Annotated in this window: 16 protein-coding genes; 8 read left to right on the forward strand and 8 right to left on the reverse strand. The window is 66.2% G+C overall.

Annotated features, from left to right (window positions below; genetic code table 11):
- Positions 1-4: 4 nt before the first annotated feature.
- Positions 5-574 carry a flavin reductase family protein gene (locus ACFDR6_RS17400; RefSeq protein WP_317243849.1) on the reverse strand — a complete coding sequence of 190 codons (570 nt, stop codon included), beginning with the start codon at positions 572-574 and terminating at the stop codon, positions 5-7.
- 49 nt (positions 575-623) lie between these two features.
- Complete coding sequence (locus tag ACFDR6_RS17405; RefSeq protein WP_317243850.1) at positions 624-1,721, reverse strand: LLM class flavin-dependent oxidoreductase; 1,098 nt, start codon at positions 1,719-1,721, stop codon at positions 624-626.
- A gap of 236 nt (positions 1,722-1,957) precedes the next feature.
- On the opposite strand from ACFDR6_RS17405, the gene ACFDR6_RS17410 reads away from it, so the two are divergent.
- The 3 genes from ACFDR6_RS17410 to poxB all read left to right on the forward strand — a co-directional run bounded on the left by ACFDR6_RS17410 (position 1,958) and on the right by poxB (position 5,335).
- Positions 1,958-2,872: a 2-dehydro-3-deoxygalactonokinase gene (locus ACFDR6_RS17410; protein ID WP_375858964.1), complete on the forward strand. Its 915-nt coding sequence runs from the start codon at positions 1,958-1,960 to the stop codon at positions 2,870-2,872.
- A 13-nt stretch (positions 2,873-2,885) separates the two neighbouring features.
- Positions 2,886-3,518, forward strand: a complete 633-nt coding sequence (locus ACFDR6_RS17415; protein WP_375858965.1) for a 2-dehydro-3-deoxy-6-phosphogalactonate aldolase — start codon at positions 2,886-2,888, stop codon at positions 3,516-3,518.
- 80 nt (positions 3,519-3,598) lie between these two features.
- Complete coding sequence (gene poxB, locus ACFDR6_RS17420; protein WP_375858966.1) at positions 3,599-5,335, forward strand: ubiquinone-dependent pyruvate dehydrogenase; 1,737 nt, start codon at positions 3,599-3,601, stop codon at positions 5,333-5,335.
- Here the strand turns inward: poxB and ACFDR6_RS17425 are convergent.
- Both ACFDR6_RS17425 and ACFDR6_RS17430 read right to left on the reverse strand, forming a co-directional pair.
- On the reverse strand, positions 5,332-5,697 hold the full coding sequence (locus ACFDR6_RS17425) for a hypothetical protein (protein WP_317242448.1): 366 nt from the start codon (positions 5,695-5,697) through the stop codon (positions 5,332-5,334). The genes poxB and ACFDR6_RS17425 overlap by 4 nt on opposite strands.
- 67 nt (positions 5,698-5,764) lie before the next feature.
- Complete coding sequence (locus tag ACFDR6_RS17430; RefSeq protein ID WP_375858967.1) at positions 5,765-6,673, reverse strand: PaaI family thioesterase; 909 nt, start codon at positions 6,671-6,673, stop codon at positions 5,765-5,767.
- A gap of 117 nt (positions 6,674-6,790) precedes the next feature.
- Here ACFDR6_RS17430 and ACFDR6_RS17435 point away from each other — a divergent pair, with 117 nt between their 5' ends.
- Both ACFDR6_RS17435 and ACFDR6_RS17440 read left to right on the forward strand, forming a co-directional pair.
- Positions 6,791-7,111, forward strand: coding sequence for a hypothetical protein (locus ACFDR6_RS17435; protein WP_212068073.1), 321 nt, complete (start codon positions 6,791-6,793; stop codon positions 7,109-7,111).
- 185 nt (positions 7,112-7,296) lie between these two features.
- Complete coding sequence (locus tag ACFDR6_RS17440; protein WP_375858968.1) at positions 7,297-8,523, forward strand: LON peptidase substrate-binding domain-containing protein; 1,227 nt, start codon at positions 7,297-7,299, stop codon at positions 8,521-8,523.
- Between the two features lie 19 nt (positions 8,524-8,542).
- On the opposite strand, the gene ACFDR6_RS17445 is transcribed toward ACFDR6_RS17440, so the two are convergent.
- Both ACFDR6_RS17445 and atzD read right to left on the reverse strand, forming a co-directional pair.
- Positions 8,543-10,018, reverse strand: a complete 1,476-nt coding sequence (locus tag ACFDR6_RS17445) for an amidase (protein WP_375858969.1) — start codon at positions 10,016-10,018, stop codon at positions 8,543-8,545.
- Between the two features lie 131 nt (positions 10,019-10,149).
- Positions 10,150-11,262, reverse strand: a complete 1,113-nt coding sequence (gene atzD, locus ACFDR6_RS17450; RefSeq protein WP_375858970.1) for a cyanuric acid amidohydrolase — start codon at positions 11,260-11,262, stop codon at positions 10,150-10,152.
- A 247-nt stretch (positions 11,263-11,509) separates the two neighbouring features.
- Here atzD and ACFDR6_RS17455 point away from each other — a divergent pair, with 247 nt between their 5' ends.
- Positions 11,510-13,846: a Tex family protein gene (locus tag ACFDR6_RS17455; protein WP_375858971.1), complete on the forward strand. Its 2,337-nt coding sequence runs from the start codon at positions 11,510-11,512 to the stop codon at positions 13,844-13,846.
- Between the two features lie 49 nt (positions 13,847-13,895).
- Here the strand turns inward: ACFDR6_RS17455 and ACFDR6_RS17460 are convergent, their stop codons facing one another.
- On the reverse strand, positions 13,896-14,267 hold the full coding sequence (locus ACFDR6_RS17460) for a response regulator transcription factor (protein ID WP_212080508.1): 372 nt from the start codon (positions 14,265-14,267) through the stop codon (positions 13,896-13,898).
- The gene (locus tag ACFDR6_RS17465; protein ID WP_212080509.1) at positions 14,264-15,121 is read right to left on the reverse strand and encodes a S1C family serine protease; all 858 of its coding nucleotides are present in this window, start codon (positions 15,119-15,121) and stop codon (positions 14,264-14,266) included. The genes ACFDR6_RS17460 and ACFDR6_RS17465 overlap by 4 nt, the downstream gene beginning before the upstream one ends.
- Positions 15,122-15,315: 194 nt before the next feature.
- On the opposite strand from ACFDR6_RS17465, the gene ACFDR6_RS17470 reads away from it, so the two are divergent.
- Both ACFDR6_RS17470 and ACFDR6_RS17475 read left to right on the forward strand, forming a co-directional pair.
- A complete protein-coding gene (locus ACFDR6_RS17470) occupies positions 15,316-16,281 on the forward strand; it encodes a VOC family protein (RefSeq protein ID WP_375858972.1) in 966 nt (321 codons plus the stop codon).
- Positions 16,282-16,345: 64 nt separating this feature from the next.
- Complete coding sequence (locus ACFDR6_RS17475) at positions 16,346-17,221, forward strand: dihydrodipicolinate synthase family protein (RefSeq protein WP_375858973.1); 876 nt, start codon at positions 16,346-16,348, stop codon at positions 17,219-17,221.
- The last annotated feature ends 1 nt before the right edge of the window (position 17,222 follow it).

Here is a 17,222-nt window from a genome sequence, read left to right on the forward strand (position 1 = left end):
AGGCCTACGAAAAATCTGTCCAGCTCAGATGGCGCGAATCGATGTCGCCGACCGTCACGGTCTCGCGCATCTCTTGCGGCGTGTGAAAACTGCTGCGCAGGTACACGAGCGCCCGTGCCGCCTCCTCATGCGACACGCCGCGCACCTCGCCAACGAAAATCGAATGCGTCGCGGTCTCGAACTCCCGCGCCAGAACGCAATCGAACGCGGCGACGGCGTCGGCCAGCATCGGGGCACCGGTCGCGCCGCGCGTCCACTGCCCGAAGGTGAAGCGGTCGTCGCCGTTGACGCCCTTCTGGCCGCTGAAGGTGAGCGCGAGCAACGCGTGATCCTCGTGCAGGAAATTGATCGCGAAGGCGCCTTCCTCGCGGATGCGTGCATGTGCGCTGGCGTTGCGGTTGACGCAGACGATCAGCGAGGGCGGCGAGTCCGACAGCGAGCAGGCCGAGGTCACGGTCAATCCCGTGCGCTTGCCGTGTTCGGCGCCCACCGTGACCAGCGCGACGGCGCCGGCGCATTGGCGCATCGCCTGCTTGAAATCCTTGGCGTCGACAGGTTTGGCGTCCACGGAAATCTCCGAAATTGCTGCGGGTGCGGCACGATCGTGCCGCACCCGCGTCGGGTCAAGCCGCCTTCTTCGCGGAGCCGAGATGCTTCAGGCGCGGCATCACCTCGTTCTTCAGCAGCGACAGTGAATGGTGCCAGGCCTCGGCCTTGTGCTTGTAGTCGAAGCCGAACACCAGGAGCACGCCGAAGCCGCCGACCTCGTCGTAGATCTTCTCGATCTTCTCGGCGACGGTCGCGGGCGAGCCGACGATCCAGTTCCGCTTGGCGCAATATTCGACGGTGACGTCGCTGTCGGCCACGTCTGGCGCGTGCTTCAGATAGTCCTTGAAGCCGAAATGACCTAGCAGCGGCAGGAAGTACTCGCTCATCATCCGGCCCATCATGTCGCCGGTCGAGAGCCTCCAGGCCTCTTCATCCGTGTCGGCGACGAACACCTCGCGCACGAGGCGCCAGTCCGCGCGGTTCGGCTTGCGCCCGGTCTTGGCGGCGCCGATCTCGACGGAGTCCCAGTGGCTGCCGACATAAGCCGGGTTGAGGTTGAGGCTCATCGGGATGAAGCCGCGCTCTCCCGCGAGCTTCAGCGTGTCCGAGTTCTTCGAGAGACCAGCGACGCCGATCGGCGGATGCGGCGCCTGCAACGGCTTGATGTGCGGCTTGAGGAAGTCGAACATCGTGTCCGGCTTGGTCACCGTCCAGAACTTGCCCTTGTAGGTGAAGGGTGCGGGATCGGACCAGAGCTTCAAAATGATCTCCAGCGCCTCGCGGGTCATGTCGCGGTTCTGCCCGCTCATGCCGTCGACGTTGAACATCGCCCAGTCGCTCGGCAGGCCCGACGCTGCGACGCCGAAATTGAGCCGGCCCTCGGAGAGATGGTCGAGCATCGCGACGCGGTTGGCGAGCTCGGCCGGGTGATGGTAGGGCAAAAGGAACCCGCCCGGCCCGATGCGAAGCTTCTTGGTCTGCATCAGCGCCTGCGCAATCAAGAGGTCCGGTGTGGGATTGGGTTCCCAGGGCGCGGTGTGGTGCTCGCCGACCCAGGCCTCCTGATAGCCGAGCTCGTCGAGCCAGCGCATGACCTGCAGGTCCCAGTCGTGTCCTTCCTTCAGGCCGCACTCCGGCGGATGCGAAGGCATCGTGAAATAGCCGATCTCCATGGGTTTCCTCATCTGGTGTTGACGCGTCTTGTCGCGCGTTGACGGATGTCAGTGCCGACCCATGAGCAAGCGGTGTGCCAGCGCGGCAGCGTCTCCGGCCTGCCAGAAAAGGCTGGTTTGCGGCGGCAATAGCCGATATCCCGGGGCGGATTTGCCAAGCGTCCGTCTCATTGTCGCGAGACGGCGTCTTGTCGGTGAGACAAGAATTTGGCGTTGAGACGAGGACACGCGTTGAGATGACCAAACCCGCTTATGTCGCGGTGGATTGGGGCACCAGCAGTTTTCGCTTGTGGCTGGTCGATCGAGCCGGCCAGGTGCTGGCCGAGCGCCGCAGCGATGAAGGCATGCTGGCGGCGGCGAAGACCGGCTTTCCTGCCGTGCTGCAAGCGCATCTTGCGGCGGTCGAAGCGCCGGATCATCTGCCGGTTCTCGTCTGCGGCATGGCCGGTGCCAAGACCGGCTGGGTCGAAGCCGGCTATGTCGACACGCCGGCGCCGCTCCCGACAGTCTTGAAGCAGGCCGTACGCGTCCCGGGCGAAGCCCGCGACATCCGGATCCTGCCGGGCATCGCGCAGCGCGACGCCGGCGCGCCGGACGTCATGCGCGGAGAGGAAACGCAACTGCTCGGCGCGCTCGGCTTTGAAGCCGCCGGCGAGGCGCTGGTGTGCATGCCCGGCACGCATTCGAAATGGGTGCGCGTCAAAGGCGGCATTGTCGAACGTTTCTCCACCTTCATGACCGGTGAGCTTTTCAGCGTGGTCTCGCGCGAGACCATCCTGTCGTTCGCGGTTGCGGGCGCTGACGAAGCCGAGGACGTGGCGAGCTTCAAGGCGGCGGTCAAGGCCGCATACGCGGCGCCGGCCTTCACCGCCAATCTGTTGTTCGGTGCGCGGTCGCGCCAGCTTCTATTCGGCGGCACGCCGGCTGCTGCGCGCGAGACGCTGTCGGGCACGTTGATCGGTGTCGAGCTCGCGGCCGGGCTCTCCGGCACCGTGCCGCAGGCGGGCGTCAAGCTGATTGCCTCGGGGCGGCTGGCGATGCTGTACCGCCACGCCTTCGACGCCTTGTCGGTCACCGCGCATCCGGTCGATGCGGATGAAGCGGTCCGCCGCGGCCTGTCGATGGCGGCTGCCGCGATCTGGATGAAATAGAAGGATCCTCGAGATGACCGTTCCCTTTCCGCCGATGCAGCGGCCGCTGGTCGCGATCCTGCGCGGCATCAAGCCCGAGGAGACCGAGGCCATCGTCGGCGTGCTGATCGAAGCCGGCATGACCGCGATCGAGATCCCGCTGAACTCGCCCGATCCATTCCGCTCCATCGGGGCGGCCGTGAAGCAGGCGCCGGCAGGCGTGCTGATCGGCGCCGGTACGGTGCTGACCACCGCGGATGTCGATCGCCTCAACGACGTCGGCGGCAAGCTGATGGTCTCGCCGAATGTGGACACCCAGGTGCTCGTGCGTGCCCATCAGTACGCCATGGTGACGCTGCCCGGCGTGTTTTCGCCGACCGAGGCGCTGCTTGCCGCACGCTCCGGCGCGTCGGGGTTGAAGTTCTTTCCGGCGAGCGTGTTGGGTGCCTCCGGCATTGCCGCGATCAGGGCGGTGCTGCCGTCAGACGTGATGATCGCCGCCGTCGGCGGCGTCTCCGACCAGAATTTCGCCGAATACATCAAGGGCGGCGTGACCGCGTTCGGGCTGGGCTCCAGCCTCTACAAGCCCGGCATGAGCGCGACGGATGTAGCCGCTCGCGCAAAGGTGACGATCGCGGCTTACGATCGGGCGATCGCGAAAGACTGAGCCGGCAATAAACAAGCCGTGATGCCGTCACGGTCGCGCGTTATCCTACCTTGCCGGACCAGCGAGATCAGGAGACCGACATGGCGATCAACAACGTGGCCGATCTGTTCGTGGCAACGCTCGAACAGGCCGGTGTCAAGCGCATCTATGGCATCGTCGGCGACAGCCTGAACGCCCTGACCGAGGCGCTGCGCCGCCGCGGCACGATCGAATGGATCCATGTCCGCCACGAGGAGGTCGCCGCGTTCGCCGCCGCCGGCGAAGCGGAGATGACCGGGAGCCTTGCGGTCTGCGCGGGCTCCTGCGGCCCCGGCAATCTGCATCTGATCAACGGGCTGTTCGATGCGCATCGCAGCCGCGTTTCCGTGCTCGCGATCGCCGCGCAGATCCCGACGGCCGAGATCGGCAGCGGCTATTTCCAGGAGACCCATCCGCAAAACCTGTTCCGCGAATGCAGCCATTATTGCGAGCTGGTCTCCGATCCGAGCCAGCTTCCCTTCGTGCTGGAGAACGCCATCCGCGCGGCGGTGGGCCTGCGCGGCGTCGCCGTCGTCGCCATGCCCGGCGACGTCGCGTTCCGCAGTCCCCCGAAGCGCGCGCTGTCGACGACGCGCGGCCTCAACGTGCCGGCGCCGAAGGTGGTGCCGCAGACGGACGAGCTGCAGGCGCTCGCCGATTTCCTCAACGGCGCCGAGCGCATCACGTTGTTCTGCGGCCGCGGCTGCGCCGGCGCGCACGCGCCCTTGATGCAGCTGGCGGAGGCGCTGAAGAGCCCGATCGTGCACGCGCTCGGCGGCAAGGAGCATGTCGAATACGATAATCCCTACGACGTCGGCATGACCGGCTTCATCGGCTTCTCCTCGGGCTACGCGGCCATGCATGCCTGCGACGCGCTGGTGATGCTCGGCACCGATTTTCCCTACAAGCAATTCTTCCCGACCGACTGCCAGATCGCGCAGATCGACATCCGGCCGGAAAATCTCGGGCGGCGCTGCAAGATCGATCTCGGCCTCGTCGGCGACGTCAGGCTCACCATCGAGGCGCTGCTGCCGCTGCTGAAATCAAAGACGCAGCGCAAGCATCTCGACGACGCGGTCACGCATTACAAGAAGGCGCGCGAAGGTCTGGACTCGCTCGCCAAGGGTACGCCGGGAAGCAAGCCGATCCACCCGCAATATCTCGCAAAGGTCATCAGCGACCATGCTTCGGACGACGCCGTCTTCACGGCCGATGTCGGCACGCCGACGGTATGGGCCGCTCGCTATCTCGGCATGAACGGCCGGCGACGGCTGATCGGCTCCTTCGTGCACGGCTCGATGGCCAACGCGATGCCGCAGGCGATCGGCGCGCAGGCGTCGCAGCCCGGCCGACAAGTGATCTCGCTCTCCGGCGACGGTGGCTTCACCATGCTGATGGGCGATCTGATCACGTTGACGCAGGAGAAGCTGCCGGTGAAGGTGGTCGTCTTCAACAACGGCGTGCTCGGCTTCGTCGCGCTGGAAATGAAGGCGGCCGGCTTCGTCGACACCAATGTCGACCTGGAGAATCCGGATTTCGCGGCCATGGCGCGCGCGATGGGCATCTTTGCCAAACGCGTCGAGGATCCCGGCGAGCTTCCCGGTGCGGTCAAGGAGATGCTCGCGCATGACGGGCCGGCGCTGCTCGACGTCGTCACCGCCAAGCAGGAACTGTCGATGCCGCCGACTATCACGGCCGAACAGGTCAAGGGTTTCAGTCTCTGGGTCTTGCGCGCAGTGATGAACGGACGCGGCGACGAGGTGCTGGATCTCGCGAAGACGAACCTCTTGCCCCGTTAGCCCCGCTTCACTGAAGGCGCGGGCAGTTGCTCATGGCGGTGCTGGAAGCGTTGCCAGTGCAGCACGCTGCCGATCAGCAGCGCCGGCAGGAAGCCGAGCACGATCAGGAAATGCGGGAGCTGCGTCGGCGAAACAAAGGCGATGGCGATGTCCGAGATCAGCCAGAGTGCTGAGAACATCACCGCAAAGTCGGTTCGCGCGCACCGCAAATAGTAGAACACGGCGGTGACGACCATCGCGGGGCCGATCGCAACGCCGATCATGATCGCGGTCAGCTCCTTCGGCGTCAGCGCGTCGAGCATCATCGAGGCCAGCAGCCAGAGTGCGGCGAACATGGCAACGATGTCGAGCGGGTGCCGCAATCCAATACCTCTCGCAGGGACGCGCTATCGTTGTGGCCGGAACTGCGGCCGTCAAGTCAAAAGCCGCTTATTCCTCGTCACTTCCCGGCGTCGGGCGCAGCATGAAGTGACCGAAGGCGGTGGCGATCGGCTTGTTCGCATCGTCCTGCCAGGCGCGCGCCTCGAATGCGACGATGCGCCGGCCCTGCTTCACGATCGAGACATCGGCGAACGTATCGAGTGCGCGGCCGGAGCGCAGGTAGTTGACGGTGAGCCCGATCGGCTTGGGCGGTGCGGCGATGCCGAGCTCGCGCCCGACGCCGATGACGGCCGTGGTCTCGAGAAAGGCACCGGTCATGCCGCCATGGATCGCGGGCAGGATTGGGTTGCCGATGATCTTTGGCGAGAACGGCATCGTCAGCGTGCCGTCGGCGTTGACGCGGATGCCGAGCCAACGCGCGAACGGGCTGCGCGCGAACGGCCCGTCCGGATCCTCCGGCGTCTCCAGCGCCGGTATGTCCAGCGCATTCATCCTGCGATCGGCGAGCATGTTGGTGCGGTTGGCGCCGATCATGAAGCAGGCGGTCGCGGTCGCCACCGGATCGTCCTCGGACTCCTGATAGGCGGTGGAGCGCACGAAGGCGATCGAGCGCGTGGTGCGGTAGCAGACCGAATGCGCCTTGATGTCGAGGCCCGGCGTCGCCGGCTTCTGGTAGTCGATGCGCAGGTCGAGGGTCGCGATCGCGCGCGTGCCGTCGAGCGCGAGCTGCACCGCCATGCCGCAGCTCTCGTCCAGCATCGCGGTGACGACGCCTCCGTGCAGCACGCCGGTCTCGGTGTCGCCGACGAAGACGGGCCGGTAGGGCAGGCTGGACCATGCTTCAGCCGGCGCGAAACGGTCGAGCTGGAGCCCGCTGATATGGCCGTAGTCGGAACGCCGGCCCCGGATCGCCTCGGCGAGTTCCTCGAACTGGAGCGTGGTCGGTGTGGTGCTCATGGGAACGTTCTAGACCAGTGTCGGGCGCCGCGCAAAACCCCTGAAGGGGCCTCGACAGAGCGGGCCGAAGCGTCGATGGTGGGCGCTTCGTTCGTCGTTTAGCTGCAAGGAGCGCCCATGGCCGACCCCGAAACGCCCGCCGCCAATCAGGGGCCCGTCACCATTTCGAGCTCCAGCTCGGAGCGGGCGCCGATCATCTATTTCGACGGTGCGTCCTGCTTCGGCCATCACAACGGCGCGATCCAGATCGAGCTCGCCGCGAACCTCCTGATGCCGGTCGGCGCCGCCGTCAGGGTCGACGTGGTCCAGACCGCGCACCTGCGTTGCAGCGTCGCCGCGGCGCTGGCGCTGCGCGAAGCGCTCGAAAAGGCGCTGGCGATGTACAAGCAGGGCCAGCAGCAGCCGGCGGCGGAAGAGATTCCGGCGGTGAAGAACTGAGTTCGGAATTGACAGGCATTTGTCTTTGCGTCACCCTCCGCGCTGGTTGATACGACCTGCCGGTTGCACCCTTCGTGGAATGGTGAACGTATCGAGCCTTCATCGGCCCTCCCCTTTGCCCAAGCGTCCGGGTCAGCAGCGCAACCGCCTGATACATCTGGATCGCTCATGCAGAGGACGAACCGATGCGCGATTTTCGCGATGCCAAGGCTATGGCGCAGACCCTGCGCGAATCTCTGACCACCAAAGCCGTCATCATCAGCCACAGCGAAAGCCTCGGCATGGTGTCGAGGATGTTGGGCGTTGCCGACTGGAATACGTTGTCGGCAATGCTCCAGACGGGGCGTCGTGACACGTCTGTGCCGATCGCAAGGCTCAAGAGCTCGACCGCGGTCTATCCGGCGGTCCCGTTGCGCGATTTCGTGCCATTTCCCGGCGCGACCTTTCCATTGTTCGTTGGCCGCGAGAACACGGTGCTGGCCCTCAACCATGCATTCGAGGGCGAGCGCGAGATGGTCTGCGCGATCCAGCGCGATGCGGCCGTCGATGAGCCGCAATTTGCCGACCTCTACGAGGTCGGCGTGCTCGTGCAGCTGGTCGAGCTCGAACGACTCCAGAATGGTTCGATCAGGGTGCTATCGCGTGTCCTCCGCCGCGTCGCACTGCGCAGCTTTACAGCGCTATCGAGCGGGTATCGGTCGGAGGCATCCGACTTGCCCGAGGGGACGCCGGTCGACTCGCCCGAACTGATCCGCCGGGCCATTCAGCGTTTTGAGGACTACGCAGCCGCGCACGGCTTGCTGATGCCGGATATCTGGTTGTTCTTCGATCAGACGCGCGACGTTGGCCGCATAGCCGACACGATGGCGATGCGCATGAAGTTGCCGATCAAGGACAAGTACGAGCTACTGGCCATGCTCGATCCCGTAAAGCGGCTGGAGAAGATCGACGGGCTGCTGGACGTGTCGTCTCGCCCATTCAGCGTGGCCTATGATGCGACCCGACGCCGGGCCCTGGCTCTTGCCGATCAGCGCCGCCATCAGTTTGCGACGCTGGAGCACCTGTTGCTGGCGCTGACCGAAGACGGTGATGCCGCACCTGTCCTGCAGGCCAGTAACGCCGACCTCGGCGTGCTCAGGCGAAACCTCGCTGACCATCTCGACAAGGGGCTCGCGCACACGGTGATCGAGACGGGAACAGCGGCGCCGACCGCCGCGTTCCGGCGCGTCGACCGCCGCGCCGCATTGCACGCTCAGGAAATTGGTAATCCGGCCGTGACGGGCACCAATGCGCTCGTCGCTCTCCTTCCGGAGACGCGAAGCCTCGCGGCGCGCCTGCTCGCCGAGCAAGGTGTGTCACGCTGGCGCGTGGACAAGGCCATTGCGAAAGCGAGTGCCAAGGACGAGGGCTAGAGGAGCGCGTGGCCTTCGCCTACGCCTTCGTCACATGCACCTTCGCGGTCTTGCCGCCGTTCCACTTGCCGTCGAGCGCGCGCTCGATCTGGGCGGCGAGTTGCAGCAGCAGGCCGTCATTGGCCTGCTTGGCGATGGCCTGGATGCCGAGCGGCAGGCCGTGGTCTTGAGCCGCCATCGGCATCGAGATCGCCGGCATGCCGCAGAGATTGGCGAGCGGCGTGAAGGCGAAGAAGCGCCAGAGATTGCCGAACCAGTCGCGCACATCGGGATTGTCGGAGATGGTGAGATACTCCTTCGTGCCGACCTTGGGCGTCGGCAGCGCGGTGATCGGGGTCAGGATCACGTCCCACTGTTCGAAGAAAGCGCCGAAGCCGCGTGACGTCGTGTTGAACACCCCCTGCATCTTCGCCCGCTCGGCAAAGGTCGTGTGCCGGCCGGCTTCCCAGATCCGGATGTTCATGGGCTCGATTAGATCCTCCGGCGGCTTCTCCAGCCCGCGTGCGGCGAGCATGTTGGAGATCACCACCGCGAAGTTCGAGATGTAGCAGGTGGTCTGCGCCTCGAAGGCGCCGGGGAGGTCGATCTCCGGCAGTGCGTAATCGACGTGATGGCCAAGGCCTTCGAGGAAGCGGCCGGCTTTCTCCAGCTCGGCTGCGAGCTCAGGCGTCGCGGTGTAGTCGCCCCATGTGTGCGACAATGCGATGCGAAGCTTGCCGGGATCGCGCTTGATCATCTCGGAATAAGGCTGCGCCGTGGTCCAGAACGGCATGAACTCGCCCGGCGCGGGTCCCCTCGCATGATCGACGAAGGCGGCGGTGTCGCGCACCGAGCGCGACTGGCAGCCCTGGATCGAGACGAGGCCGGTGAGGTCGGACATGTGCGGTGCCAGCGAGAACACGCCGCGCGAAACCTTCAGCCCGATATTGCCGTTGACGCCGGCGGGAATGCGGATCGAGCCGCCGCCGTCGGTGGCATGCGCGATCGGCACCACGCCGGCCGCGACCATCGCGGCGCTGCCAGCCGACGAGCCGCAAGTGGTATAATCGGTATTCCAGGGATTGCGGGTGACGTAGACGGCAGGATTGTCGGCCGAAGAGCACACGCCGAATTCCGGCGTCGTGGTCCGTCCGATCAGGTTGAGCCCGGCCTGGCGGAATTTACCGGTGAGGAAGGTGTCGGCCGCGGCGCGATTGCCGCGCATCAACAGCGAGCCCATTTCCTGCAGCCGGCCTTTCATGGTCGGCCCGAGATCCTTCATCAGGAAGGGCAGGCCGGCGAAATGACCTGCGAGATTGGCACCATCCTTGGCGGGATCGGCGATCACGTCCTCGAACAGCTCGACCACGCCCGACAGAGCGGGATTGACCTTGGCGACACCCGCGGCCGCCTGGCGCGCGAGCTCCTTCGCCGTCAGCTCGCCCTTGCGGACGCGCGCCGCGAGGCCCACGCCATCGTGCTGCGCCCATTCGTTCCAGCTCATCGGCAAAGTCATGTGGTCCAATCCCTTCGTGCGGCGCCACCTTAGTTTCGCACAGGAACACTTTAATCAACTGATTCAGGGCGAAGGGCAGGGTTGCGTCGGATGGAGAGGTCGGCTGCAAACCCATGCTACACGCGCACGCATCAACCCGAGAGCCGTGCGATGACCGCAACCGGGCCGCCGCCCGCCGGCCCCTGATGCTCGGCGCCACCGGAAACATAGACCGCCCCGGTGCCGGCGAGGCCTGCGATCAGGCCGCCGACGGCGGCGCGCGCGTGGCGGGTCGAGCTGATGTCGGTATCCTCCAGCATGGTGTGGCGGAAGCCGCGCACGCTGCCATCGGGCGAGGCCTCCGCCTTGGCGAAGATGTTGACGAGCTTGCGGCCCGCGTTCGCTTGCGGCGCGACGCCAAGTCCAACGCTCGTCAATGCCGACATCACCGATGCGGCGTCGATGGCATCGTCCATCACGGCATGACCGATCTCGAAGTCGCTGACTGATGCCGCCGAATTGCCGAGCACGATGACGACGTTGCCCATCAGCTCGATCCCGGACGAGGTCGAGGCCACTTTCGAAAACAGATCGTAGCGCCGCAGCACGTCCTCATCGCGGACATCAAAGGCGATCTCGCCGAGCGCAACGGCAACGCCGAGCGCGGACGCACCGCGCGAATAGGCCATCGAGCTGTAGGCGCTCGTCGTCACCGTCTTGTTGCCGCGCGCGTTTGCCGCCGCGACGCGATCGCTGGTCAGCAGCGGGCACTTGATCTGCACGAAATGGACGTCGGCGGGATCGGTGATGCCGGCATCTACCATCGCGGCTTTCACGGCCGTGGCCGTCTCCGTGATCTGCGCGGAGCGGCCGAGCTCCTCGGGCAGGAAATCGCGGGTGTGTGCCATGCCGATGCTCAGGCGCTTGCCTGCGATAGCGGCAGGCCGCTGCGGGACGTCCTGGCGCGTGAACACGGTGATGTGCGGGCTGAGAACGCCCTCGGTGCCACCTGACATCACGAAGGCGATCCGCTGCTCGACCTCCTGCGCGGTCAGGCCGAGCTTCGGCGCCAGTGCCGCGCACAGCGCGGCCACCGCATACTCGCGCGTAAAATCATTGACACCGCCATTGCCCTCGGTCTTGCCCAGGATGGCGAGGATCGATTTGGGATCGATCGCGCCGGAGTCGATCCTAGCCATGAGGCCGGAGACGTCGCCGGGGCCCTTGGCAACGAGCTTGAAGACGCCGACCGATGTGGCGCGCATGGAGTGTCCTCGTAGGAAGTCTGCTGGTCCGGCCGGCCAACCAGCCGTGGAACAGCGCCTTCTGTCAAGCCATTGGCATACGCCGACATCCGCACGAATGTGGCGAGATCGCATCGGTCCGACAAAAAATCCTCTGTCGACGGTGCTCAGCCGCACCTTGATGAATCAACCCCGGTTGGTCCATAAGCGGCGTCCCGTGGTCGGCGGTTCGCCGCCGTATTGCGTGCTTGGATAGGGGAATTCGCGCGTGGCAAACATCAACCAGAAGATTGCGCAGGAGCTTGGGGTTCGCGCCGAGCAGGTCGAGGCGGCGGTGACGCTGCTCGACGGCGGTGCCACGGTTCCCTTCATCGCACGCTACCGCAAGGAAGCGACCGGCGCGCTAGACGACGCGCAATTGCGCACCCTGGAGGAGCGCCTGGTCTATCTGCGCGAGCTCGAAGACCGCCGCAAGGCCGTCCTCGAATCGGTTCGCGAGCAGGGCAAGCTCGATGCCGCGCTCGAAGCCTCCATTCTCGCCGCCGACAGCAAGGCCCGTCTCGAAGACATCTATCTGCCGTTCAAGCCGAAGCGCCGCACCAAGGCGGAGATTGCCAAGGAAGCCGGCCTCGAGCCGCTCGCCAATCAGCTGATCGCGGAGCCGACCAACGATCCGAAGGTGGTGGCCGAAAGCTTCGTCAACGCCGAGAAGGGGGTTGCCGATGCCGCTGCTGCGCTGGATGGCGCCCGCGCCATTCTGGTCGAGCGGTTCGACGAGGACGCCGATTTGATCGGCGCGCTGCGCGAGGAGATGTGGACCAATGCGCGCATGGCCTCCAAGGTGCGCGACGGCAAGAAAGCCGAGGGCGAGAAATTCGCCGACTATTTCGAGTTCTCGGAGCCGCTGACCAAATTGCCGTCGCACCGCATCCTCGCGATGTTCCGCGGCGAGAAGGAAGAGATCCTCGACCTCCAGATTCAGGCCGAGGCTGAGGCACCGCCGCCGGGCGTGCCCAGCGCCTATGAATTGAAGATCATGAAGCGGTTCGGCATCGCCGACCTCAAGCGCGCCGGCGACCGCTGGCTGATCGACACCGTGCGCTGGGCCTGGCGCACCAAGATCCAGGTGCATCTCAACATCGACCTGCGCATGCGGCTGTGGAACGCCGCCGAGACCGAGGCCGTGCGCGTGTTCGCTTCCAACCTGCGCGATCTCCTGCTGGCCGCGCCGGCCGGCACCCGCGTCACCATGGGGCTGGATCCCGGCTATCGGACCGGCGTCAAGGTCGCCGTCACCGATGCCACCGGCAAGGTCGTCGATACCGCGGTGATCTATCCGCACGAGCCGCAGCGGCAGTGGAACGAGTCGCTCTCGATCCTCGGCAAGCTCGCGTTGAAGCATCGCGTCGAGCTGATCGCGATCGGCAACGGCACCGCCTCGCGCGAGACCGACAAGCTCGCAGGCGATCTCGTCAAGGGTCTGGCCGAGCTGAAGATGACCAAGATCGTGGTGTCGGAGGCCGGTGCGTCGGTTTATTCGGCCTCGGCTTTCGCCTCGGAGGAATTGCCGGGTCTCGACGTCACCCTGCGCGGCGCGGTCTCGATCGCCCGGCGTCTGCAGGATCCGCTCGCCGAACTCGTCAAGATCGAGCCCAAGGCGATCGGCGTCGGCCAGTATCAGCACGACCTCGGCCAGGCCAAGCTGGCCAAATCGCTCGATGCCGTGGTCGAGGACTGCGTCAACGCGGTCGGCGTCGACGTCAACACCGCTTCGGCGCCGCTGCTTGCGCGCGTGTCCGGCGTCGGCTCTGGTCTGGCGCAGAGCATCGTGGCGCATCGTGATGCCAACGGGCCGTTCAAGTCCCGCAAGGCGCTCAAGGACGTGCCCCGGCTCGGGCCGAAGGCGTTTGAGCAGTGCGCGGGCTTCCTGCGCATTCTCGGCGGCGAGGACCCGCTCGACGCCTCCGGCGTGCATCCCGAGGCCTATCCGGTGGTGCGGCGCATTCTCAGCGCCACCAAGAGCGACATCAAGGCGCTGATCGGCAGCAGCGAGATCGTGCGCACGCTCAAGCCGAAGGATTTCGTCGACGAGACTTTTGGTCTGCCGACCGTCACCGACATCCTGCGAGAGCTCGAAAAGCCTGGCCGCGACCCGCGCCCGGCGTTCAAGGCCGCGGTGTTCAAGGAGGGCGTCGAGGAGATCAAGGATCTCAAGAAGGGCATGATTCTCGAGGGCACCGTGACCAACGTTGCTGCCTTCGGCGCCTTCGTCGACATCGGCGTGCACCAGGACGGTCTCGTGCACATCTCGGCGATGTCCAAGACCTACATCAAGGATCCGCGCGAGGTGGTGAAGCCCGGCGACATCGTCAAGGTGAAGGTGCTGGACTTCGAGGTCGCGCGCAAGCGCATCTCGCTGACGCTGCGCCTCGACGACGAGGTCGGCGCCAAGAAGGACGCCCCCGGCATGCAGCGCGACAACAGCTCACGCAACCCTGCCCGAATGACGTCGTCCGCACCGCGCAAGCAGGAATCGTCAGGCGGCGGCGCACTCGCCGAAGCGCTGCGCCGCGCGGCGGAAAAGAACGGCGGCAAGCGGATGTAAGGCAGCCCTCAATGCGATCCGATCGCACTGTCTGGATGCCAAGACCCGCTTAGAGCTCGATCACGCCCCGCCGCGCCGCATGTGCGACCGCATCGGTGCGGCCGGTGGCATCGAGCTTGTCGAGCAGCGAGCCAACGTGGAACTTGACGGTGTGCACGGAGATGCCGAGCCGGCGCGCGATCATCTTGTTGGAGGCGCCCTCGGCCATCAGCGCCAGCACGTCGAGCTCGCGCTGCGTCAGCGCGATGTCCTCGGGCATGCGGCGCGGATCGCGGGCGACGATCGCGGCAGCGGCCTGCTCGCCGGGCCCGGCAAGACGAAGCCCGGCGATGTTGCCGAGCAACGCCGCCAGGCGATCGGCGAGCGCGGGGTCGTCGATCTCCAAGGCGAGCACGATCTCTGGCATCTTGTCCTCGCTCACGCCTCCGGCCTCTCGCCGACCGTGACCTTGAAGCTGACCGGTTCGCCGCCGCGGCGCGCGGCGACATCGACCACGGTGCCAACGCTCGACGGACCCAGCGTCCGCGACAACGCGCGCACGCCGGACAGCTTCTGATCGTTGACCGCGACGATCACATCGCCCTGGCGGATGCCGGCGGCGGCCGAAGGTCCGGCCTTGTCCACATTCATCACCATCGCGCCGATGCCGTCGTCGAGCCGGACCGGCTGCAGCCCGAGGCCGAGATAGCCGCGCGCGATGCGGCCGCGCACCTCCAGCTGCGCGGCGACGCGCTCGATCGTCGCTGTCGGGATCACCAGCACGCGCCGCGGGCCGAGCACGGCCATGCCGAACGCCTCACCGGATGCGTCGAGCGCGACGCCGCCTTCTTGGCTGGGACGCAGGCGGACGTCGAGCTCGATCCGCGCATCGATGTCGCCGCCGCGCAACGAGCGCCAGCTATTGCCGGACGCCGATACCATCCCGAGCGCCGCGCTCGGCGTATCGCGGTGGGTCGCGACCACCACCGACAAGGCGCCCAGCGGCGGGACGGTCGCGGCGAGCTTGACCGGGGTCGTCGCAATGTCGGCGCGGAGCAGCGCGATGTCGGTCGTGTGGTCGCGGCCGGCGATCGTGGCGGCCACGCGGCTGCCGTCGGGAAGGCCGATCTCGACCTCGCCCTCGTCGGCCAGCGCCTCGTCGGCGGTGACGATCAGGCCTGCCTTCCAGACGAAGCCGGTCGCACGGGAGCGATGCGAGTGCACGGCGACGACTGAGGGCGCGGTGCGCGCCACCATTGCCGCGAGCAGCGAGGACAGGGCGGTTAGGTCAGTCATGGTGGGCTCCTGTAAGTTGTCCTCAATCTGGGATGTCGCGGGCGATTGCGAAACTGGCCGGGTGGCCAGGACCAGGGCGGCTCGCCGCATGAGCGGCCGACGAACATGTGATTGGGAGCGCTTCACGGGAACGTGTAGCAATCGGCAGAACATTGCGCCCCACGGCCTCGAGCCTTTTCAGCGAGTCCCGACCGATGACCATCGATCTCACCCGCCGCACCTTGCTGCAACTCGCCGGCGCCACCTCGCTTGCAATGGCAGCCGCGGCCGCAGCGCGTGCCGAGGGGACACCGCAGGGCAGCGGGCCGACCTATGCCAGCCGCACGCCGATGCGGGTCGGCATGGTGACGCTCCGGGTGAAGAATCTCGACAAGGTTGCGGATTACTACCGGGACGTGATCGGGCTCACCGTGATGGAGCGATCGGCGGCCGCCGCAAGGCTCGGCACATCAGGCATTACGCTGCTGGTGCTGGAGGCCCGCCCCGATGCGGCAATCGAGCCGCGCAACGCCGCCGGCCTCTATCACACCGCCTTCCTGATGCCGACCCGCAAGGACCTGGCGCGGTGGTTGGTGCACGCGGCTTCGCACCGCGTGAAGCTGTCGGGCTTTGCCGACCATCTCGTCAGCGAGTCCGTTTATCTCGACGACCCGGAAGGCAACGGCATCGAGGTCTATGCGGACCGCGATCCCTCGCAATGGCAATGGAGCGAGGGCAGCGTGAAGATGGCGAGCGACGAGCTCAACATTCCCGATCTGCTGTCACTGACCAACACGCGCGTGCCTGATTACGCCAAGGCGCCGGACGGAGCGCGCATCGGCCACATGCATCTGCGTGTCGGCGATCTCACGCAGGCCGGAAACTTCTATCATGGCACGATCGGCCTCGATCCGACCCGCAGCCGCAGCGGTGCCGCGTTCCTGTCGTCGGGCCGCTATCATCATCATCTCGGCATCAATGTCTGGCAGAGCCAGGGCGCGGGCCAACGCGACGACCAGATGACCGGCCTTGCCTGGTTCTCGCTGGTGACGGAGAAGCCGGACATTCTCGCCGCGCAGGAGGAGCGCCTGCGCAAGGGCGGTGTGCAGATGGCGACGATCGCAGGCGGCGTGGAGGCCGCCGATCCCTGGGGCACGAAGGTGCGGCTGCTCAGGGTTTGATCGCCGGCGCGCGCGTTGGTAAGACCGGTCGGGCGCAAACCAGCGCTGCGGGGTCCTCACCGACATGTCCGAATTCCACGGCGTCTTTCCCTATCTCGTCTCGCCCGTCGATGCCGATGGCGCGGTCCGCACCGAAGTTCTCGGCAAGCTCTGCGATGATCTGATCGGGGCCGGTGTGCATGGGTTGACGCCCCTGGGCTCGACCGGCGAATTCGCTTATCTCGATGCCGTGCAACGGACCGCGGTCGTGCAGACCACGATCGAGGCCGCGAAGGGCCGCGTGCCTGTGATCGCGGGTGTCGCCTCGACCTCGACAGGGGATGCAGTCGCCCAGGCGAAGGCGCATCAGAAGCTCGGCGCCGACGGCATCCTGGCGATCCTGGAGGCCTATTTCCCGCTCACTGACGCCCAGGTCGAAACCTATTTCCGCGCCATCGCTGATGCCGTCGACATTCCCGTCGTCATCTACACCAATCCGCAATTCCAGCGCTCCGATCTCACCCTCGACATCATCGCACGTCTCGCCGAGCATCCGCGCATCGGCTACATCAAGGACGCCTCGACCAACACGGGCCGGCTGCTCTCGATCATGAACCGCTGCGGCGATTCCTTGCGCGTGTTCTCGGCCTCCGCCCATATCCCGGCTGCGGTGATGCTGATCGGCGGGCTCGGCTGGATGGCGGGCCCGGCCTGCATCATCCCGCGCCAGAGCGTCGCGCTTTACGACCTCTGCAAGGCGGGTCGTTGGGATGAAGCCATGGCGCTGCAGCGCCGGCTATGGCGGATCAACGAGGCTTTCGCCCGCTTCAACCTCGCCGCATGCATCAAGGCGGGGCTTTCGATCCAGGGCTATGACGTCGGCGATCCCGTTCCCCCGCAGGCCCCGCTGACGGCGGATGCGCGCAAGGTGGTGGAGGGGGCGCTGCGCGAGGTCGCGTAGC

It is taken from the genome of Bradyrhizobium tunisiense (genome assembly GCF_042263385.1).
GTDB classification, from domain to species: Bacteria; Pseudomonadota; Alphaproteobacteria; order Rhizobiales; family Xanthobacteraceae; genus Bradyrhizobium; species Bradyrhizobium tunisiense.